Origin of the sequence: Microbacterium sp. LjRoot45, assembly GCF_964253325.1 — a bacterium.
In the GTDB taxonomy this organism is placed as follows: Bacteria; Actinomycetota; Actinomycetes; order Actinomycetales; family Microbacteriaceae; genus Microbacterium.
Genome location: NZ_CAXUQM020000001.1, coordinates 141,263 through 162,130, shown reverse-complemented (window position 1 = coordinate 162,130; position 20,868 = coordinate 141,263). Strand labels below are relative to the sequence as shown.

Here is a 20,868-nt window from a genome sequence, read left to right as displayed (position 1 = left end):
CCGCGGCGCCAGCCCGCGCACGCGCACGAATTGCAGGAGTTACGAACACGCGGGAGTCGAGAGCAGCCCCTCGGTAGGCTGGGCGGGTGCGCATCCTCGTCCTCGGTTCCGGTGCTCGTGAGCACGCCATCCTGCTCGCTCTGAAGGCCGAGGATGCCGGTCACGAACTCTTCGCGGCTCCCGGCAATGCGGGCATCGCCGCCGATGCGGCCCTCGTCCCGGGTCTCGATGCGAACTCCCCCGCCGCCGTGACGGAGTACGCCAACACCGAGGCGATCGACCTCGTCATCATCGGGCCCGAGGCGCCTCTCGTCGCCGGTGTCGCCGACGCGCTGCGCGAGCGCGGCATCCCCGTGTTCGGTCCCGGCAAGGCGGCGGCGCAGCTGGAGGGCTCCAAGGCGTTCGCGAAGCGGGTGATGGATGCCGCGGGCGTTCCGACCGGCCGGGCCACGCGCGCGCACTCGCGTGATGAGGTGGCGGCCGCGATCGACGAGTACGGCGCCCCGTACGTCGTGAAGGCCGACGGGCTCGCGGCGGGCAAGGGTGTGATCGTGACGTCGGATCGCGACGCCGCGCTCGCCCACGCCGAGACGTATCTGCCGACCGGTCCGATCCTGGTCGAGGAGTTCCTGAGCGGGCCCGAGGTGTCGCTGTTCTTCGTGTCCGACGGCGACACCGTGCGGGCTCTCAGCCCGGCGCAGGACTTCAAGCGGGCCTACGACGGCGACGCGGGTCCGAACACCGGTGGCATGGGTGCGTACTCGCCGCTGCCGTGGCTCGCGGGGGCGTTCGGCGGCGAGGAGGAGTTCGTCGCCGAGGTCACCCGCACGGTCGCCGAGCCCGTCGTCCGCCAGTTGGATGCCGAGGGCACCCCGTTCATCGGTCTGCTCTACGCCGGGCTCATCCTGACGGAGCAGGGCATCAAGGTCATCGAGTTCAACGCGCGGTTCGGCGACCCCGAGACCCAGGTGGTGCTCGCGCGCCTCGTGACTCCGCTGTCGAGCCTGCTGCTCGCGGCGGCGTCGGGCACGCTCGAGGACGAGCCGGCGCCGGCGTTCGCCGAGGCGGTCGCGGTGACGGTCGTGCTCGCGAGCGAGGGATACCCCGAGGCTCCCGTCACGGGGCGCGTTCTGACGGGGCTGGATGCCGCGGCATCCGTCGACGGCGTGCACCTCGCGCATGCGGCCACGGCTGAGCGCGACGGCGGCCTCGTCGCGACCGGCGGGCGCGTGCTCAACGTCGTGGCGCTCGGCAACACGTTCTCGCAGGCGCGGGAGCGCGCCTACCGTGCGCTGGGCGAGATCTCGCTGGAGGGCTCGCACCACCGCACCGACATCGCCGCCCGCGTCGCCGACTGACGCGACCGTTTCCGCCGCCGAAACAACACCCCCGCGCCGAAACAACACCCCCGCCGCGCGGGAATCGTGTGGTCTCGCGTGGAGGGTGTTGTTTCGGCGAGGAGCGGCAGCCGAGCGTCGCGGGTGCGCCGCGGGTGCGTCGCGGGTCAGCGGCGCGCGGCGACGGATGCCGGTCGGCGCAGGAACAGCACGGCCACGACGCCGATGAGGATGACGCCCGCGGGAACGAGGATCGCCTCCGACATGGCCGCCGAGAACCCGTCGACGACGAACGGGGGCAGGGCGCCCTCGCCGAAGCCGCTCGTGGCGTCCGAGGCTCCCGGGAGGTGGGCCGACAGCCGCGACTGCATGACGGCGGCGATCGCGGCCGATCCGATGACGGAGCCCACGGTGCGCGTCGTGTTGTAGATGCCCGCACCGGCGCCGGCCTGGCGCGGCGGCAGGTCGCGGGTGGCGGTGGTGGCGAGCGGACCCCACATGCCCGCGTTGCCGATTCCCATGAGCGCCGACGGGAGCAGGAACATCCAGATCTCGGTGTCGACGTTCATGAGCGACGAGTACCAGAAGAGCGACGTCGCGACGAGTAGCAGGCCGGGCACGAGCAGGAGCCGCGGGTCGGACCGGTCGAGGAGCTTGCCCGCGAACGGCGCGAGCACCCCCGACAGCACCGCCATCGGGATGAGCAGCAGAGCCGACTCGGTGGGCGTGAGCCCCCGGGCGAGCTGCACGAAGAACATGAGCGGCAGCGACATGCTCGTGACGGTGAAGCCGACGGCGGCGATCGTGAGGTTCGAGATCGAGAAGTTGCGGTTCGCGAAGAGCTCGAGCGGCACGAGGGGTTCGCTGCGGGTGCGCGCCTGCGTCCAGATGAAGATGCCGAGCACGACGACGCCGGCCCCGATCATGAGCCAGATCCAGGTGGTCCAGGCGAACTTCTCGCCCTCCTGCAGCCCGAAGACGATGAGGAAGAGGGCCACGGCGCTGAGCACGACGCCCACGAGGTCGAAGCGGTGCGGGTGGGTCTCGAGCGACGGCACGAGGATCCACGCGAGCACGAAGCCGATGACGCCGACGGGGATGTTGATGAAGAAGATCCACTGCCAGCCGAGCCCGTCGACGAGCAGGCCGCCGGCGAGCGGGCCGACGAGCGTCGCCATGCCGGCGGTCGCCCCCCACAGGCCCATCGCCGCGCCGCGGCGCGTCGCGGGGAAGGTGCGCGTGATGACGGCCATGGTCTGCGGGGTCATGAGGGCGGCGCCGAGACCCTGCACGGCACGCGCCGCGATGAGCATCTCGAGCGTGCCGGAGAGCCCGCACCACAGCGACGCGAGCGTGAAGATCGCGAGTCCGATGAGGTAGATGTTCTTCGGGCCGAACCGGTCGCCGAGGCGTCCGGTGATCAGGAGCGGCACGGCGTACGTCAGCAGGTAGGCCGAGGTGACCCACACGACGTTGTCGAGGTTGTTCGTCGCGGGGTCGAGGGCCGCCTTGATGGCGGGGTTGGCGACCGAGACGATCGTCGTGTCGACGAGGATCATGAAGAACCCGATGACCAGCGCCCACAGGGCGGGCCACGGGCTGCGGGCGGGCGTCTCCGGGGCGGGTGCCGCCTCCGGGCGGGGCGCCGCCGGGGCGGGCGCCGCGTCGGGACGGGATGCCGTCGAAGGATCGGTCATGCGATCACACTCTCTCTGAAGGCCGCGAGTCGGGCCATGGTGGCGACGGGCACTTCGTGCACGCCCCAGGGGATGTCGGGGTCGGCCAGGCGGGTGAGGAACCCGTCGAGCCAGGCGAGATCGGCCGCGAGCACGTGCTCTTCGCGATCGAGCTCGACGAGGAACTGCGCGGGCACCTGACGGCTCGCGGCGCCGGCGAGGCCCGCGCGGAGCTCGTCGCGATACGCGCTCAGCGCGGCCCGTCGTTCGGACAGGAGCGCCGCCACTTCGGCGCGCGGCAGGTCGTGCGCTTCACCGAGGGCGACGCGGAACTCGAGGATGCCGTCGATCCGCGGCAGCCGGGAGCGCACCCAGTCGTCGGCCGCGGCGCGACCGGCATCCGTCACGGCGTAGGTCGTGCGTTCGGGGCGGTTGCCGTCGCGATCGACGCCGACCTCCTCGACCAGTCCGTGCCGTTCGAGCCGGGCGACGGTGTGGTACAGCGTGCCGCGCGAGCAGCCGACGAGCCGGTCGTCGCGGCGCTGCTGCATGAGCCGCAGCATCTGGTACGGGTGCATGTCGCGCTCGCGGAGCAGGCCCAGGACCACCACTCCCAGGGGCGTCAACGTGAGGGTGCGCGGCGTCGCGGCAGTGCTCACGGCATCCGTCATGTCGCCTCCCCCGAAGTGCTGTCGCGTCGTCCGCGCGCTTTTCTCCGGCGGAAGATCGTCCGTCGAATAGTCCACATGGACTATATACCGAAACTCCGACATCGGTATCAGCCGGCACCGACCGCGCTCCTCACTGTCGAGGCGATGGCCGCCTCCACTTCGCGAAACGGAGCCGCTCATGCGCACCGAACTGCACCGCGACCAGCCCGACGACCGCTCGACCACGTTCACGGTCAACGTCGATCGGGACGACCTCAGCCTCACGGAGACGCCGCTGGGCGTCGTCGTCCGACTGACGGACTTCGCCACCGGCGGAGCACCCGGCCATCCCGCCCTGCCCGTCACGCGGGTGCGGATCGCCGCACCCGAAGGGCAGTGGCCGATCGGCCTGACGGTGGAGCGCGAGAAGTGGACGCGCGCGACACGAGGGCTGACCTTCGTCGCCCCCGCGCAGCACGCCCGCCCCGCGGCCCGCGCGACCCACGTGCACTGCGACGCCGACTGCAGCTGCCGCCGCGACGACCACGCACCCATCGATACGGGGTTCCCGGCCCCGCCGATCGTGCCGCCCGACGTCGACGCCTACCTCGCCGCCGCCGAGGAGCCGCCGCCCGTCGTGCGATCGGCCGGCATCGAGACGGTCGGCGGCATCCGCATCGCCGTGATCGAGATCTCGCCCGTGCGGATGACGCGCAAAGCCGTGCTCGAGCTGTGCACCACGGTCACCGTCACGGTGCAGTTCGGCCCCGAACCCGCCGTCGACGACCGGGAAGCGGCCGCGGCGGAGTTCCGTGAGCGGTTCGGCGACGCGTTCGACGAGCAGCGACTGCAGCTGCTGCCCGAGGCGCTCCCCGTGACCGAGACGGAGAGCGTGCGCTTACGCGACGTCGTCCGCGGCTCGGTGCTGAACCCGGAGGTCGTCGAGAAGATCGAGCTCGACTGGCCGCGGTTCGAGTTCCCCTCCGCGTACGTCATCGTCACCGACGACTACACGTGGAATCCGATGACGCTCACGCGCGGAGCGCCGCGTCCCGGCATCGTCGCGCAGTTCGAGCGGCTCGCGCAGGCCAAGCGCGCGCGGGGCATCACGGCCCGCGTGGTCACGATCACCGAGATCCTCGACGGGCGCTGGGGCGACTTCCGCACGGGCTCCCGCGACCTCGCCGAGGTCATCCGGCGCTTCCTCGTCGCGAAGCGGCAGGACTGGGGCATCTCGTGGCTGCTCGTGGGTGGCGACGTCTCGATCGTGCCCGCCCGGCAGGCTGCCGGCGGCATGCTCGGCACGGTCGCCGTCGGCACGAACGCGAAGCCCGACAACGGGCAGAGCTTCTGGACGGGCTCGCACCTCCGCATCCACGCGCAGGCGCTCGGCGACTGGTGGGGCAACAGCGTCGACAACCGGCTCACCCGCATCAGCGACGGCACGCTCATCCCGTACGACTCCGCGGGCACGTCGGGCAGCGCGTCGCCCGGTTGGTACTTCACCACCGGCGACTACGCGACCCGGAGCGCCACTCCCACGGAGTGGATCCGCGTCGAGGGACCGCAGAGCCTCGTCGCGACACCGCTGCAGTTCCTGTACGCGTGGAACACGATCCCCACCGACTTCTACTACGCGAGCCTGTCGAGCTTCCTCATCGGCACCCGCCGCATCGACCTCGGGTTCTTCTCCTTCACGCTCCCCTGGGTGTACGTGCCGGAGCACGCATGGGATGCCGCGGGCAACGGCCTCTACGGGCAGAACCACGCCGACGGCACCGACATCGACGGCGTCGTGCTGCGCACCGACCTGAGCGTCGGGCGAGCTCCCGTGGAGGATGCCGCCCAGGCGGCGGTGTTCGTCGACAAGACGCTCGCCTACGAACGGGCCGGCGGAGTGTGGGGGCTGCTGGCCGACCGCGACTGGCCGCGCCGCATGGTCCTCGTGTCGTCCGACTGGGGCGGGCGCACCTTCCTGTGGCCGACCGCCGCCGCCACGCCCGGCGACAACCAGTTCGCCACCCAGGCGGGTCAGAACCGGGCGCTGCTGAAGCTCACCGCCGCGCCCGCGGACTACACGTGGGACCTCATCGCCCGCATCACCGAGACCGATCGGCGTGAACTGCCCTTCAAGACCGACCCGTCGGCATCCGTCCGCGGCTGGTACTACGCGATGTCGGCGACCGACGCGCGACCGAGCGCCATCCGCATCCCCCTGTTCTTCACGACGCTCACCTTCCCGGTGCCGAGCCCGTGGATCGTCGTGCACGGCGCCGCGGCCGAGCGGGCACCGCAGGCCTACGAGTTCAACCCGCGGGGGGCCGAAGGGTCGATGGCCGACCAGGAGCGGCTGCGGAAGCAGCTCCGCAGCGAGGTGCCCGGCATCGACCGGTTCTCGCGGCACTATGAGGACGAGCGCGACCTGTCGTGGTTCGACCGCTGGTCGGCGCCGGTGCAGTACCTGACGGAGTCGGGCCTGCGCGGCGGGCTCGATGCCGCACCGCACCTCGTGTCGCTGTCCGGACACGGCAGTCAGTCGGGCGTCGCGCACCTCGGCACCGGCATGGCCGCCTCGCTCCGCAACGGCACGCCGGGCTTCATCGGCTACGCCGACTCGTGCCTCACGAACGGGTTCGACGCGAGTGACGCCATGGGAGAGGCGCTGCTGCTCAACGGCGCGGGCGGGGCCGTCGGCTACGTCGGCAACACGAGGTTCTCGTGGATCGGCGTCGGCGACGACTTCCAGCGGGCGTTCTTCCACCGCCTCGCCTCCACGCGGCACCTCGGGCTCCTCAACGACAGCCGCGTGGGCGTCTTCGGATCGACGGGCTACTGGTCGGGCTACGACCGGTGGCAGATCTTCAGCCTCAACCTGTTGGGAGACCCCGAGCTCCGCGTCTACCGCGCCGCCTTCCCGCGGCTCGTCCTCGAGGCGGACCTCGGGCACGGTCTCCTTCGGGTCACGATCGAGCGGGCCGAGCCGGTCCCCGGGCGGCCGGGAGATCCCGGACCGGTCGAAGGCGCGCTCGTCCACGTGCGGGCCGTCGACGGCCACGGCGAAGAGGTCGTGCTGGAGACGGATGCCGACGGCATCGCGAAGCTGCCGCGGAAACTCCGGGGACGCGCCGTGGAGGTCACGGCATCCCACGGCGACGCCGCCGTCTCGGTGCTGGAGCTGGCCGGGCGGGACGGGTGAGGCCATACTGACGGCATGACCTCGCCCGACGAGCTGTTCGACGCCCTCGCCGCCGCACACCTGCGACGCGAGGGCGTCGACATCGGTCCGATGTTCGGAAGCGAAGGACTCCGCATCCGCGGCAAGATCTTCGCCTTCCGCGTGAAGTCGGGGATCATCGCGAAGCTGCCCGAGGCGCGGGTCACCGAGCTGGATGCCACGGGCCGCGCCGAGCGCATGATCATGCGCGAACGGGCGATGCGCGAGTGGGTGCTCGTGCCCGACGCGTCCGCCGACCTGTGGGAGGGCGTCGTCGACGAGGCCTTCGCCTTCGTCGACAGCATCACCCCGGGTGGTTGAGCGGACACAACCCTCCGGTCGTCGAGCCAGCGCAACCCTCCGGTCGTTGAGCGAGCGCAGCGAGACGAAACGCCGTACCCCTCCCTCGCCCGCTGACCCTTCCGGTCGTTGAGCCCGCTCACCCCTCCGGTCGTTGAGCGAGCGCAGCGAGACGAAACGACGCTCCCCGTCCTCGCCCGCGCTCCCTCCGGTCGTCGAGCCCGCTCACCCCTCCGGTCGTTGAGCGAGCGCAGCGAGACGAAACGCCGTACCCGTCATCGCCCGCGCTCCCTCCGGTCGTCGAGCCCGCTCACCCCTCCGGTCGTTGAGCGAGCGCAGCGAGACGAAACGCCGTACCCGTCATCGCTCGCTCACCCCTGTGGATAACTCCCGACATCTCTCGAACATTCCTTCTAAACTCGACGCATGATCACCCCGCTCGATCGCATCGCCGAGGCGCTGGCCGCGCTCGCGGCAGCCGGCGGCGAGCGCGCGCCCGAGGCCCTGACCCCGGGCGAACTCGTGGCTGTCACGACGGCGTTCGGGGCCCTGAAAAGGCAGGTCGAGGCGGCGCTGGCCCCCGTCGCCGCCGAGGTGGCGCGGCAGTCGCGCACCGAGCTCGGCCGCGACTCGCTCGCCAAGCGCCAGGGGTTTCGCACGCCCGTCGCGATGATCGCGACCGCCACCGGCACCACGGGCGGCGAGGCGGCGCGACTCGTCCAGGTGGGAGAGGCAACCGCGTCGCGGCGCTCGCTGACCGGCGAGGAGCTCCCCGCGGCGCACCCGCACGTCGCTGCCGCGGTGGCGTGCGGTGCACTGGGCACGTGGGCGGCCTCGCAGATCGTCGCCCTGCTCGACCGTGTATCGACGCGCTGCACTCCCCTCGCGCGGGATGATGCCGAGCGGCAACTGGTCGACCTCGCCCAGGGGCTACGTCCCGACGAACTCCAACGGCTGCTCTCCCGTGCTGAGGCACATCTGGATCCCGACGGCGTCGAGCCGCGGGAGCAGGAGCGGCGCGGCGAGCGCTCGCTCGTCATCCAGGAGCGCGAGGGCATGGTCGTGCTGACGGCGCGACTCGACCCCGAGACGGCGGCACCGATACGGGCGGCGATCGATGGGCTCGTCACCGGCGCCCTGCGACGCAATGAGCACCTCGACGAGGCCGAGCGCGATCAGCGCAGCGTGAGGCAGCTGCAGGCCGACGCCCTGGCGGATCTCTGCCGCCACGGACTCGGATGCGACGCGCTCCCCTCCGGGCCGTCGGCGACGGTGATCGTCCGGGTGGATCTCGACACCCTCCTCACGGGCCACGGCTCGGCCACCATCGACGGCATCGACGTGCCCGTGAGCGCACAGGCCGCCCGCCGGCTGGCAGCTGACGCAGAACTCATCCCGTGCGTGCTCGGAGGCGAGTCCGAGATCCTCGACTGGGGCCGGGCGAAGCGGCTCTTCACCCGCGCGCAGAAGCTGGCGCTCGGTGAGCGCGACGGCGGCTGTGCAGGATGCGGCGCCCCGCTCACCTGGTGCCACGTGCACCACCTCCGATGGTGGGAGCGAGATCGCGGTCCGACAGATTTGTCGAACGGGGTGCTGCTGTGCTCGGGTTGTCACCATCGGGTGCACGACGATGGCTGGGACATCGATGTCGAGGGTGTGGGCACGTCCGCGACGGTGTGGCTCACGCCGCCCGCGTGGATAGACTCCGCACGCACCCGCCGTCGCGGCGGCCGCGCACGCTACGAACTGATCGCCTGACGGCGCCATCACGCGAGGAGCGAGCGCGATCACTGATGACCACACCCGACCGGGATAATGAACGGGTGACCGACGCGCGCGAACTCCCCGGCTGGACCCACGTGTACTCCGGGAAGGTGCGCGACCTGTACCGGCCCGCCGACGCCGCGGATGCCGCCCCCGGCACGATGCTCGTCGTCGCGAGTGACCGCGTGAGCGCGTTCGACCACGTGCTGAGCCCCGGCATCCCGGACAAGGGCGCGCTGCTCACGAGCCTCAGCCTCTGGTGGTTCGACCAGCTCGCCGGCGCTGACGGCGGACGCCCCGTGCCGAACCACCTCGTCGCCGGCGCGACGCCGCCCGCCGAGGTCGCCGACCGGGCCATGGTCGTGCGTGCGCTCGACATGCAGCCGATCGAGTGCGTCGTGCGCGGCTACCTCACCGGCTCCGGGTGGGCGGAGTACCGCGCGAGCCAAACGGTCTGCGGCATCCCGCTCCCCGCCGGACTCGACAACGGCGACCGTCTGCCCGAGCCCCTCTTCACCCCCGCCTACAAGGCGCCGATGGGTGAGCACGACGAGAACATCACCTTCGCGCGGACCGTCGAGCTCGTCGGTGCCGAGCGCGCCGCCGAACTCCGCGACGCGTCGCTCGAGATCCACACCCGCGCCGCCGCCATCGCCGAGGAGAAGGGGCTGATCCTCGCCGACACGAAGTTCGAGTTCGGGGTGGATGCCGACGGCATCCTCACCCTCGCCGACGAAGTCCTCACGAGCGACTCTTCGCGCTACTGGGATGCCGAGGCGTGGCGCACCGGCACGACACCGGCGGAGCGGATGGCGAGCTTCGACAAGCAGATCGTCCGCGACTGGCTCGCCGCCCACTGGGACCAGCAGGGCACGCCGCCCGAGCTTCCCGCCGACATCGTCGCGCGCACGGCGGACAAGTACCGCGAGCTGCTGGGCCTGCTCACCGCCTGAGCGCGCGCGCCGTTCCGGCGCTCCCAGGGTTCTCCCAGATAACCTGACGTCGAGCATCACGCCCGACCTTCCCCCGAATCTGAGGAGCATCGCCATGCCCACCTGGAAACTCCACGGCGACGGCCGCCACGTCGAGCGCGGCGCCGTCGTGAAGCCCGACGAGCGTCTGAGCTGGGGCGGCACGATCGCCATCGGCGCACAGCACGTCGTCGCGATGTTCGGCGCCACCTTCCTGGTGCCCGTCATCACCGGCTTCCCCGTCTCGACGACCCTGCTGTTCTCGGGCGTCGGCACGCTGCTCTTCCTGCTCCTCACCCGCAACCGCCTCCCCAGCTACCTGGGGTCGTCGTTCGCTTTCCTCGCGCCGATCCTCGCGCTCGGCCCCGGAGGCGGCAAGCCGCTGGAGACGGCGGAGCAGTTGTCGCAGGCGCTCCTCGGCGTCTTCGTCGCGGGCCTCCTGCTCGCCGGTGTCGGCTTCCTCGTGCAGGCCACCGGTACTCGCTGGATCGAGAAGCTCATGCCGCCGGTCGTCTCCGGCGCCATCGTCGCCCTCATCGGCCTGAACCTGGCCCCGGTCGCGTGGCAGAACTTCCAGACCGACGCGCTGCTCGGCACGATCACCCTCGTCGCCTGCATCCTGTTCGCCGTGCTGTTCCGCGGGTTCCTCGGCCGCATCTCGATCTTCCTCGGCGTCGTCGTCGGGTACGTCGTGGCGATGATCCTCGGACGCGTCGACTTCTCGGGCGTCGCCGGCGCCGCGTGGATCGGCCTGCCTGAGTTCCACTTCCCCGCCTTCGGCGACCCGGTCGCCTGGGGCGCGCTCCCGATGTTCCTCCCCGTCGTCCTCGTCCTGATCGCCGAGAACGTCGGGCACGTCCGCGGCGTCGCGACCATGACCGGCGACCCGACGATCAACCGTCACACCGGCCGCGCCCTCGTCGCCGACGGCGTGGCGACGGTCGTCGCGGGCGGCCTCGGCGGCTCGGGTACCACGACCTACGGCGAGAACATCGGCGTCATGGCCGCCACCCGCGTCTACTCGACGGCCGCCTACTGGGTCGCCGGCATCGTGGCGATCCTCCTCGCCTTCTCCCCCAAGGTCGGCGCGGTCATCTTCGCGATGCCCAATGGCGTGCTCGGTGGTGTCACGACCGCGCTCTACGGCCTCATCGGCGTCATCGGCATCAAGATCTGGGTCGACAACCAGGTGGACTTCTCCCGCCCCGTCAACCAGTACACGGTCGCCGTCGCGTTCGTCATCGCGATCGCCGGTTTCACCATGAACCTCGGCACCCTGAGCTTCGGCGCGATCGTGCTCGGCACGATCGCCGCGCTCGCGATCTACCACGGCGGCAACGCGATCGCCCGGTGGCGCAAGACCGGAGCCGACGACGGCGGCCCCATCGTCCCGATCGGCCAGCTCGGCGGCGACCCGCAGTAGCCGCTCGTTCCGCAGGCCCGGGCGTTCACAACTCCGGACAGCTGCCTCGTTAGCTCCCCCTGTGGCCCGCTTCGGGCCCGGGGGGAGCGTCGTTTCCGGAGTTGCGAAACCCCAGACCGATGCCAGCCCCGACCGACGCGAACTAGGCGACCGCGTCAGGCGGAGACGCGGACGATCAGGTCGGTCTCGAGGATCGTCACGTGCGGGGGCTTTCCGCCCGACAGGATCGACAGCAGGATGTCGGCCATGCGCTCGCCCTGCTGGAACGACGGCTGCCGCATGGTCGTCAGCTGCGGACTCACCGTCTGCGCGACGGGCGAGTCGTCGAAGCCGATGATCGCGATGTCGTCGGGCACGCGGATGCCGACGCGCCCGAGCGAGGCGAGGGCACCGCGGGCCATGAGGTCGCTGGCGACGAACAGCGCGTCGAAGGCCACCTGGCGGTCGAGGATGCGCTGCATGGCGGCGGCGCCGCCGTCGGCGGTGAAGTTGCCGTCCTCTACCGCGACCTCTTCGAGCCCTGCGGCGGCGAGCGCTTCCCGGTACCCCGCGAGACGGTCGACGCCGGCGGGCATCGTGAGCGGGCCGGTGATCGTCGCGATACGCCGCTTCCCGGTGCCGATGAGGTACTCGGTGGCGCGGCGGCCGCCGGCGACGTTGTCGACGTCGACGTAGTAGTCGCTGTCGCGTTCGCGCACGGGACGCCCACCGAAGACGACGGGCACGGCAGCAGCGATGCGGTCGATGAAGGTGTCGCTCGTGTGGTGCGAGACGACGATCGCGCCGTCGACGGCGCCGCTGCGCAGGTAGGCCGTCGCCTTGTCCTGCGGGTCGTCGCTGGCGATGATCAGGTTCAGGACGTAGTCGGAGCGACTGAGGCGCGCGTTGATCCCCGACACGATCGCGGCGAAGAACGGGTCGCCGAAGAAGCGCGTGGTGTCTTCCGGTACCACGAGCGCGAGCGCCATCGTGGCGCGGCTGGCGAGCGACCGCGCTGCGCGGTTGGGCACGTAGTTCAGCTCGGCGATCGCCTGGTGCACCGCTTCGAGGGCGGCGGGGCTCACGGCCGTGGAGCCGTTGACGACGCGTGAGACCGTCGAGCGCGACACACCGGCCACGGCAGCCACCTCTTCGATGGTCGCGGCGGAGCGCGTCGAATCGATGGTCACGGCGGGGCTACCTCTGCAGGAGCGGGTTCGGGATGTCGATCGCCCGAGAGGCGATGACCCGACGATACTCCAGCGCGCTGTCCTTCAACGCGCGCTCCTGCGTCTCGTAGTCGACGCGGACGATGCCGAACCGCTTTTCGTACCCCCACGCCCACTCGAAGTTGTCGAGCAGCGACCAGTAGAAGTAGCCGCGGACGTCGACTCCGGCGTCGGCGGAGTCGAGCACGGCACCGAGGTGCCCGCGCAGGAACTCGGTGCGGTCCGCGTCGTGCACCCGGGTCTCGCCGTCTTCGATCACGGCCACGTCGTCGTAGGCGGCGCCGTTCTCGGTCACGTAGAGAGCGGTACCGGCATCCTTCGCGTACTCGTCGGACACCCGCTCGAGCAGGGTCGTGAGCGCCTCGGGCTGCACCTCCCAGTGCATCGACGTGCGGGGAAGACCGCGTTCGTGCCAGTGGATGCCGTCGTGCGACGGGAACGGCGAGGCCGTCTGTCGCGTCGTGGGCGCGTCGCCCGGGGTCGGCGGGTTCGGGTCGGGCTGACCGCCGACGAACTCGCCGTGGTAGTAGTTCACACCGAGCGCCTGGAGCGGGGTGGCGATGACCTCGAGGTCGCCGGGGTGCGTGGCGGCATCGAGCGCGTCGATGGCGGCGGGGTCGACGGCACGGAAGTCCTCGACGATGTCGGCGGGGTAGCTGCCACGGAAGATCGGGTCGAGGAACCAGCGGTTGAACTGGCCGTCGATGCGGCGCGCGGCGTCGAGGTCGGCGGCGTTGTTCGGGTCGGCGGGCTCGGCGACCGTGAGGTTCAGGGTGATCCCGAGGTCGAGCGACGCGTCGCGCTCCCGGAGTGCCTGCACCGTCTGCCCGTGGGCGAGCAGCAGGTGGTGGGCGGCGAGCACGCCCTCCGTGACGGAGAAGTGGCCGGGTGCATGGATGCCGCCGGTGTAGCTCAGGAACGACGAGCACCACGGCTCGTTGAGCGTCGTCCAGTGCTGCACGCGGTCGCCGAGCGCGTCGTGCACGGAGAGCGCGTACTCGGTGAACCGGTCGGCGCTCTCGCGGACGGTCCAGCCGCCGCGGTCCTGCAGCGCCTGCGGCATGTCCCAGTGGTAGAGGGTCAGCCACGGAAGGATGTCGGCGTCGAGCAGCTCGTCGACGAGGCGCTTGTAGAAGTCGATGCCCTTCGGGTTGAGGGCACCGGCATCCGGGCGCACGCGCGACCACGAGACCGAAAAGCGGTATGTGTCCAGCCCGAGGCTCTTCATGAGCGCGACGTCGTCGCGGTAGCGGTGGTAGTGGTCGCACGCGACGTCGCCGTCGTCGCCGTTGATGACCGCTCCCGGCACGCGGCAGAAGGCGTCCCAGATGGATGCCGTCCGGCCGTCTTCGAAGGCCGCGCCCTCGATCTGGAAGGCGGCGGTGGCGGCTCCGAACAGGAAGCCGTCGGGGAAGGTGCGCGACATGGACGCAGTGTCCTCTCGGAAAGTGTGGCTCATGGAGGGTACCGCCGAATGGCGCTCGGGTCGTCGGCGGGGCCGATTTCAGCCCTTGACCGCACCCGCCATGATGCCGCTCACGAGCTGCTTGCCGGCGAAGATGAACAGCAGCAGCAGGGGGATCGTGGCGAGGATGACCCCGGCGAGGACGATGGAGTAGTCGACGAAGTAGTTCGACTGCAGCAGCGACAGCGCCACGGGAAGGGTCGGGTTCTGCCGATCCAGCACGATGAACGGCCAGAAGAAGTTGTTCCACGCCCCGACGAAGGTGAAGAGGAACAGCATGGCCGCGGCCGGTCGGGCGGCGGTGACGCCGACGGTCCAGAACGTGCGGATCATCGACGCGCCGTCGACGCGGGCGGCCTCGATGAGTTCGTCGGGCACCGCCTGTCGCAGGTACTGGGTCATCCAGAAGACGCCGAACGCGCTCGTGAGCGCCGGGATGATGATCGCGCCGATCTGGCCGGTCCACCCGAGCTCGCTGAACAGGATGTACAGCGGCACGACGCCGAGCTGCTGCGGCACGGCCATCGTCGCGACGACGAACACCAGCAGCGCCGGACCGCCGTGGAAGCGGAGCTTGGCGAACGCCCAGCCGGCGAGCGTCGACGTGATGACGACGGCCGCGGCGATGAGGAAGGAGCTGTAGATCGAGTTCCACAGCGCCGGCCAGAAGTTGACGGCGGGGTTGTTCATGACGGCGACGGCGTTGTCCCAGAAGTTGCCGCCGGGCACCCAGCTGAACGGGCGGCGCAGCGACGACGCGTCACCCGAGCCGATGATGAACGACCAGTACAGCGGGAAGACGCCCGTGAGGAAGACGACCGTCAGGATGCCGTAGACGACCCACCCGGGGCGGGAGCCGCGAATGCGGACGGTGCGGCCGGCCTTGCGGCGGGCACCGGCATCCGGGATGGTGTCCTCGACGGTCGCGAGGGGCGTGGGGGTTCCGAGCGTGCTCATCGCGAGCCCTCCTTCGCGTCGCGCTTCGCGGACTTCTCGAGCGCGCGTTGCTGCCGTTTCGTGAGCTCCCGATGCAGACCCTCGTCGCGCACGAGCGTGCGGGTGATGAGGAGGTTCAGCAGACCGATGAGCAAGATGATGATGAAGAGGATCCAGGCCATCGCGGCGGCCCGGCCGAAGTTCCACTGGCCCCACCCGATGTCGTAGAGGTAGAGCGAGATCGTGAGCCACTGTTGGGCGGCACCGCCTCGACCGAACTGGTCGAACACGCGAGGCTCGTCGAAGATCTGCAGACCGCCGATCGTCGAAGTGATGATGACGAAGATGAGGGTCGGCTTGAGCGACGGGAGCGTGATGGAGAAGAACTGTCGCACGGGACCGGCGCCGTCGACGGTGGCCGCCTCGTAGAAGTCCCGGTTCACGGCCTGCATCGCGGCCAGCAGGATCAGCGTGTTGTAACCGGTCCAGCGGTAGTTGACCATCGTGGCGATCGCGATGTGACTCCAGAAGGGGTCTTTGTGCCAGGGGATCGGGGTAAGTCCGATCGAGGTGAGCCAGTTGTTCACGAGCCCGAAGTTGTCGGCGAAGATCGCCGTGAAGATGAGGCCGACGGCGACGGGCGCGACGACGAAGGGGAGCAGGACACTCATGCGCCAGAAGGTCTTGGCGCGGATGTTGCGGTCGAGGACGGCGGCGATGAAGATCGCGAGGATCAGCTGCGGCACGCTCGAGAGCACGAAGATGCTGAACGTGTTGCGCAGGGCCGTCCAGAAGTGGGGCTGCGTGAGGATCCACACGTACTGGTCGAAGCCGATGAACTCACCCGAGTTGCGGATGAGGTCCCAGTCCATGAAGGAGATCACGGCCGTGTAGGCGATCGGGAAGAGACCGACGACCGCGAACATCAGGAAGAACGGCGAGATGTACAGGTAGGGCGAGAACTTGATGTCCCACTTGCTGAGCTTCTGGGAGAACGAGATGACCCGGGGTGCCCGGGGGCCGTCGTCTGTGGTGCGCGGGCGCGTCGCGGGGCGCTGCTGTGTCGTGGTCACGGTCGTCCTTCGTCGTGGGGTGGGTCTGCCCGGGGGGAGGTCTCGGTGATGACGGGGGCGCGGCGTTCGGGTCGCCGCACCCCCGGTCATCCGAGTCCGGGTGGGATCAGAACGCGCTGACCTCGGTCACCCAGGTGTTCCAGCTGGTGCCCTTGTCCTCGAGGCCGTCGAAGACGCGGGTGACCGCGTTCTGGAGGGCGTCGTGGAACTGGAAGTACTTCGGGCCCTTGAACGGCGCGACCGTGATGGCGTTCGCGCGGTTGGTGAGGATCTCACCCGAGGGGGCGTCGTTGAAGTACTCGTTGGTCGCCGAGGCGAGCTCAGGGCTGGCGAGCGCGTCGTTCTGGCTCGGGAAGGTGCCCGCGTTGGTGAACGCCTTGATCTGCGTCTCGGGCGCGGTCAGCCAGTCGGCCAGCTTCTGGGCCGCGGCGACGTTGGCACCGTTGGCCGGGACGACCAGGTACGAACCGCCCCAGTTGCCGCCGCCGCCGGGGAAGCCGTCGGCGATGTCCCAGCCCTTGGTGTCGGGCGCGTTGCCCGAGATCACACCGAGCATCCAGCCGGGGCAGAGCATCGTGGCGAACTCGCCGCTGGCGAGGGAGGCGAACCAGTCCTCGCTCCACTGGCCGGCGTACGCGGCGACGGGCACGGCACGGTCGACGACCGTCTCGTAGGCCTCCTTGACGACCGGGTTCTCCGTGGCGACGATCGAGCCGTCGGTGTTCTCGTAGGTGATCTCCTCCTGGTTGAGGATGCCCTGGAGCACGGCGTTGGCGGAGTCGATGAACGGCTGGCCGGTCTTCTCCTTGTACTGGTCGGCGACGTCGAAGAACGCGTCCCAGGTCGGGAAGAGCTTCGCGACCTCGGCACGGTCGGTCGGCAGGCCGGCCTCCTCGAACAGGTCGGCGCGGTAGCAGATGCCCTGCGGGCCGATGTCGGTGCCGTAGGCGACCAGGTTGCCGTCGCCGTCGGTGGCGGCCGCTTCCTTCCAGTCGAGCCAGCGACCCTTGAGGTCGTCGGAGACGGGAGCGAGCAGGTCGGCGTACTGCATCATCTCGGCGAACCAGTCGATCTCGACCGCCTCGACGTCGGCGAGGCCGGACTTGCCGAGCTTCTGGAAGAAGTTGGCGCGCGCGTCGTTCGACGTCGCGGCCTTGTTGTGCACGACCTTGATGCCGGTCTCCTCCGTGAACTCGGCGAGGAGCTCGTCGGTGTAGCCGAAGTCGTTGAACGTCGCGAGCGTCAGTTCGACGCCCTCGAAGTTCTGCTCGCCCGACGACTCGGAAGGCGTCGGGGTGCCGCCGCCGGCGCAGCCGGCAAGCACGATCGCGGTGGTGGTGGCGGCGCCGGCGATGAGCCCGATGCGGCGCAGTGCGCGTGATTTCACGTGTCACTCCTTTGTGGTGTGGGTCTAGCTGCGTGTTCGCTGTCGTCGGCGGTCCGTCTCACATCGGGTTCCGTGGGAGCGCTCTCACCAGACGAGATGACCGTACGGGAGCGCTCCCACGAATGTCAAGGGAGCGCTCCCATGAGAAGGATCACGGTTCGGTCACGGCATCCGTCGAGTCGGCTTCGGGCTGCGGGACCGATGGATGGCGCGAGCGCTCCGTGGCATCCGCCGGCGCTCCGTGGCATCCGCTGGGCTACCCGTAGACTGGGTGGACACCCTTCCCGCGACTTCCCGGAGCCTCCAGATGCCCACCATCGTCGTCGACGTCATGCCCAAGGCCGAGCTGCTGGACCCGCAGGGGAAGGCCGTCGCCGGCGCGCTCTCGCGCCTCGAGGTCGGCGGCATCTCGGGGGTGCGGATCGGGAAGCGGTTCGAGCTCACCGTCGACAGCGCCGACGAGGCGACCCTGGCCAGCGTGAAGAAGATCGCCGACGAGATCCTCTCGAACTCCGTCATCGAGGACGTCGTGGGCATCGAGGTGGTCGAGTGACCGCCCGCATCGGGGTCATCACCTTCCCCGGTTCCCTCGACGACGGCGACGCGCAGCGCGCCGTGCGCCTCGCGGGTGCCGAGCCGGTCGCGCTGTGGCACGGCTCCCACGACCTCGAGGGCGTCGACGCCCTCGTGCTCCCGGGCGGCTTCAGCTACGGCGACTACCTCCGCGCGGGCGCGATCGCCGCGCTCTCGCCGATCATGGCGGAGGTGAAGGATGCCGCCGCCGCCGGCATGCCCATCCTCGGCATCTGCAACGGCTTCCAGATGCTCGTCGAAGCGCACCTGCTCCCCGGCGGACTCATCCGCAACGCCCACCAACAGTTCATCCGCCGCGACCAGCGGCTGCGCGTCGAGAACGCGTCGACCGCGTGGACGTCGCAGTTCGAGGCGGGCCAGGAGATCACGATCCCGCTGAAGAACGGCGACGGCGGTTACATCTGCTCCGCCGAGACCCTCGCGCGGATCGAGGGCGAAGGTCTCGTCGCCTTCCGCTACGTGGGCGTCAACCCCAACGGCTCGCTCGACGACATCGCGGGCCTCACGAACGAGCGCGGCAACGTCGTCGGCCTCATGCCGCACCCCGAGCACGCCGTCGAGCCGGGCTTCGGTCCCGACACCGCCGCCGCGATGCGGTCGGGCGTCGACGGTCTCTCGTTCTTCACGTCGGCCGTCGCCTCCCTGGCATCCGCCGCCGTTTGACGCCTTCCGGCCGCGCTGGTGCGCTGGGTGGGTGGAGCGCTGGGTGGCGCGCTGGGTGGGCATGTCCCACATTCGGTCGGTTGCGGCCCTCGGTGGGTCGCCATGTCCCACATTCGGTCGATTGCGGCCGCTCCCTGGGTGGGCATGTCCCACATTCGGCCGGTTGCGGCCGCTACCTGGGTGGGCATGTCCCACATTCGGCCGGTTGCGGCCCCTGCCTGGGTGGCCATGTCCCACATTCGGCCGGTTGCGGCCCCTGCCTGGGTGGCCATGTCCCACATTCGGCCGGTTGCGGCCCCTCAAAGCGACACAGAGTGGGACATGGCTCGCGCAAAGTGGGACAGGCCGGCTCTCGGCCGGAGATGCGGCTCGCTAGCGGCGCGCGGAGGTGGGCATGTCCCACATTCGGTCGGTGGCGCTTGCTGGATGGGTGGGCATGTCCCACATTCGGTCGGTGGCGCTTGCCGGATGGGTGGGCGCGTCCCACATTCGGTCGGTTGCGGCCGCCGGGTGGGTGGGCGTGTCCCACATTCGGTCTGTAGCCCTCGCTGGAGGAGTAAGCATGTCCCACAATTGGTCAGTTGCGGCCCGTCAAAGCGACACAAAGTGGGACATGCCTTGCAGAAAGTGGGACATGGCCCGCACAAAGTGGGACATGCCTTGCATGCCGGTGCGCACCACCGACCCCGGACCGGCGAGCGTCAGACCGTGCCGGCGGGGGGCCAGACCCCGATGATGAGCGACATCACGACCACGAGCACGAGCTCGTGCGAAATGTTGAGCACCGTGAGCTGGGACGGCCGGCCGGCGAACACGTCGTGGACGATGAAGCGTCCAGCCGTGAAGCCCGCCCACAGGGTGAGGCCCGTCACGAGCGCCGATGTGAGGTAGCCGCCGCCGTAGAAGTGCCACGCGATCGCGACCGATCCGGCGAGCACCCACGCGAGCAGGAACGACAGCGCGATCGACACGATGATCGGAAGCCACGCCTCGGCGGCCGTCTCGGGGTCGCGCACCTCGGCGAGGCGCTTCCAGCGGGCACCGAACACCTTCGGCACGTACCAGATCGACCCGACCACGATCGCGGCGACGGTGGCCACGAGCACGGCCCAATAGTTGATCTCGGGAATCATCGGTCCTCCTCGGTGAGGCCAGGTCGGGTCGGTGCGGCCTTCCCGGAACGTTACTCCCGGTAGCGTCGAAGAGTGAGCATCGTCGTCACCGTCCCCACCGCCCGCCTCGCCGAAGACCTCCGCGACGTGCCCGACGACGTCGAGGTGCTCCTCTGGGACATGTCCACCCCTGCACCGCGGCCACGCCTCGACATCGTCGTCCCGCCGTACATGACGCAGGGCAGCTTCCTCCCGAAGCTGGCCGAGATCGAGGTGGGGCTCGTGCAGGGGCAGTCCATCGGCTACGAAGGCGTGGAGAAGATCCTGCCTCCCGGCATCCCCTTCGCGAACGCCGCCACCGTTCACGAGACCTCGACCGCCGAGTTGGCCGTCGCCCTCACCCTCGCGGTGCAGCGTCACCTCGACCGGTTCGCGATCGACGGTCAGCGCGGCCAGTGGAACGGCGTGTTCGCCGAGAGCCTCGCCGACCGCCGCGTCCTGCTGCTCGGCTACGGCGGCATCGGCAAGGCGGTCGCCGCCCGCCTGCGCCCCTTCGAGGTGGAGCTCGTGCCGGTAGCCTCCCGCGCCCGCGAGGAGGACGGCATCCGGGTGCACGGCGTCGACGAACTGCACGACCTGCTGCCGACCGTCGACATCGTCGTGCTGTCGCTGCCCGGCGGCGACGCCACCCGCCACATCATCGGCGAGGCCCAACTGGCGGCGCTCCCCGACGGCGCGCTCGTCGTCAACGTCGGGCGCGGGCCCCTCATCGACACCGACGCGCTCGTGCGTCACGCGAGGGCGGGTCGCATCCGCGCGGGACTCGACGTGACCGACCCCGAACCCCTCCCGCAGGACCACCCGCTGTGGGGGGTGCCGGGCGTGCTCATCTCTCCGCACGTGGGCGGGGCGTCGACGGCGATGCAGCCGCGCATCGCCGCCCTACTGCGCCGCCAGATCGCCCACGTGCGCGCCGGCGAGACCCCCGAGAACATCGTCCTCGGGGGCTGAACGACTCCGGATGCCGTCGGGCCGCCGCCCTCGGCGAGCCCGTCAGCGTGCGCGGATGCTCAGCGTGCGCGGATGCCGCTGGCC

The 20,868-nt window shown here is 70.3% G+C and carries 17 protein-coding genes; 9 read left to right on the top strand and 8 right to left on the bottom strand.

What is annotated here, in order from left to right; all coding sequences use genetic code 11:
• Positions 1-86: 86 nt before the first annotated feature.
• On the top strand, positions 87-1,358 hold the full coding sequence (purD, locus tag ACSQ18_RS00715) for a phosphoribosylamine--glycine ligase (RefSeq protein WP_436035155.1): 1,272 nt from the start codon (positions 87-89) through the stop codon (positions 1,356-1,358).
• 146 nt (positions 1,359-1,504) lie between these two features.
• On the opposite strand, the gene ACSQ18_RS00710 is transcribed toward purD, so the two are convergent.
• Complete coding sequence (locus ACSQ18_RS00710; protein WP_436035154.1) at positions 1,505-3,034, bottom strand: DHA2 family efflux MFS transporter permease subunit; 1,530 nt, start codon at positions 3,032-3,034, stop codon at positions 1,505-1,507.
• Entirely contained in the window at positions 3,031-3,684 is a 654-nt protein-coding gene (locus ACSQ18_RS00705; RefSeq protein ID WP_436035153.1) for a PadR family transcriptional regulator, read from the bottom strand. Before ACSQ18_RS00705 ends, ACSQ18_RS00710 begins: the two co-directional genes overlap by 4 nt.
• A 178-nt stretch (positions 3,685-3,862) precedes the next feature.
• On the opposite strand from ACSQ18_RS00705, the gene ACSQ18_RS00700 reads away from it, so the two are divergent.
• The 5 genes from ACSQ18_RS00700 (at position 3,863) to ACSQ18_RS00680 (ending at position 11,335) form a co-directional block, all read left to right on the top strand.
• Positions 3,863-6,859: a C25 family cysteine peptidase gene (locus ACSQ18_RS00700; RefSeq protein ID WP_436035152.1), complete on the top strand. Its 2,997-nt coding sequence runs from the start codon at positions 3,863-3,865 to the stop codon at positions 6,857-6,859.
• Positions 6,860-6,874: 15 nt separating this feature from the next.
• Positions 6,875-7,198, top strand: coding sequence for a hypothetical protein (locus ACSQ18_RS00695; protein WP_436035151.1), 324 nt, complete (start codon positions 6,875-6,877; stop codon positions 7,196-7,198).
• A gap of 405 nt (positions 7,199-7,603) precedes the next feature.
• On the top strand, positions 7,604-8,935 hold the full coding sequence (locus tag ACSQ18_RS00690) for a DUF222 domain-containing protein (RefSeq protein ID WP_436035150.1): 1,332 nt from the start codon (positions 7,604-7,606) through the stop codon (positions 8,933-8,935).
• A 35-nt stretch (positions 8,936-8,970) separates the two neighbouring features.
• Positions 8,971-9,894, top strand: coding sequence for a phosphoribosylaminoimidazolesuccinocarboxamide synthase (locus tag ACSQ18_RS00685; protein ID WP_436035149.1), 924 nt, complete (start codon positions 8,971-8,973; stop codon positions 9,892-9,894).
• A gap of 94 nt (positions 9,895-9,988) precedes the next feature.
• Complete coding sequence (locus ACSQ18_RS00680; RefSeq protein ID WP_436035148.1) at positions 9,989-11,335, top strand: uracil-xanthine permease family protein; 1,347 nt, start codon at positions 9,989-9,991, stop codon at positions 11,333-11,335.
• A gap of 155 nt (positions 11,336-11,490) precedes the next feature.
• Here ACSQ18_RS00680 and ACSQ18_RS00675 read toward each other — a convergent pair whose 3' ends face one another.
• The 5 genes from ACSQ18_RS00675 to ACSQ18_RS00655 all read right to left on the bottom strand — a co-directional run bounded on the left by ACSQ18_RS00675 (position 11,491) and on the right by ACSQ18_RS00655 (position 17,404).
• Positions 11,491-12,504, bottom strand: a complete 1,014-nt coding sequence (locus tag ACSQ18_RS00675) for a LacI family DNA-binding transcriptional regulator (protein WP_436035147.1) — start codon at positions 12,502-12,504, stop codon at positions 11,491-11,493.
• 7 nt (positions 12,505-12,511) lie between these two features.
• Positions 12,512-13,969, bottom strand: a complete 1,458-nt coding sequence (locus ACSQ18_RS00670; RefSeq protein ID WP_436035145.1) for a GH1 family beta-glucosidase — start codon at positions 13,967-13,969, stop codon at positions 12,512-12,514.
• A 78-nt stretch (positions 13,970-14,047) separates the two neighbouring features.
• Positions 14,048-14,965 carry a carbohydrate ABC transporter permease gene (locus tag ACSQ18_RS00665; RefSeq protein ID WP_436035143.1) on the bottom strand — a complete coding sequence of 306 codons (918 nt, stop codon included), beginning with the start codon at positions 14,963-14,965 and terminating at the stop codon, positions 14,048-14,050.
• Entirely contained in the window at positions 14,962-16,017 is a 1,056-nt protein-coding gene (locus tag ACSQ18_RS00660) for a carbohydrate ABC transporter permease (RefSeq protein WP_436035142.1), read from the bottom strand. Before ACSQ18_RS00660 ends, ACSQ18_RS00665 begins: the two co-directional genes overlap by 4 nt.
• Before the next feature lie 106 nt (positions 16,018-16,123).
• Entirely contained in the window at positions 16,124-17,404 is a 1,281-nt protein-coding gene (locus ACSQ18_RS00655; RefSeq protein ID WP_436035140.1) for an ABC transporter substrate-binding protein, read from the bottom strand.
• Between the two features lie 307 nt (positions 17,405-17,711).
• On the opposite strand from ACSQ18_RS00655, the gene purS reads away from it, so the two are divergent.
• Positions 17,712-17,957 carry a phosphoribosylformylglycinamidine synthase subunit PurS gene (gene purS / locus ACSQ18_RS00650; RefSeq protein ID WP_144806836.1) on the top strand — a complete coding sequence of 82 codons (246 nt, stop codon included), beginning with the start codon at positions 17,712-17,714 and terminating at the stop codon, positions 17,955-17,957.
• On the top strand, positions 17,954-18,661 hold the full coding sequence (purQ, locus tag ACSQ18_RS00645; RefSeq protein WP_144806835.1) for a phosphoribosylformylglycinamidine synthase subunit PurQ: 708 nt from the start codon (positions 17,954-17,956) through the stop codon (positions 18,659-18,661). Before purS ends, purQ begins: the two co-directional genes overlap by 4 nt.
• A 701-nt stretch (positions 18,662-19,362) precedes the next feature.
• Here purQ and ACSQ18_RS00640 read toward each other — a convergent pair.
• Positions 19,363-19,794 carry a DUF1761 domain-containing protein gene (locus ACSQ18_RS00640; RefSeq protein ID WP_436035137.1) on the bottom strand — a complete coding sequence of 144 codons (432 nt, stop codon included), beginning with the start codon at positions 19,792-19,794 and terminating at the stop codon, positions 19,363-19,365.
• A gap of 72 nt (positions 19,795-19,866) precedes the next feature.
• Here ACSQ18_RS00640 and ACSQ18_RS00635 point away from each other — a divergent pair, with 72 nt between their 5' ends.
• Entirely contained in the window at positions 19,867-20,784 is a 918-nt protein-coding gene (locus ACSQ18_RS00635; protein WP_436035135.1) for a 2-hydroxyacid dehydrogenase, read from the top strand.
• Positions 20,785-20,868: the final 84 nt, after the last annotated feature.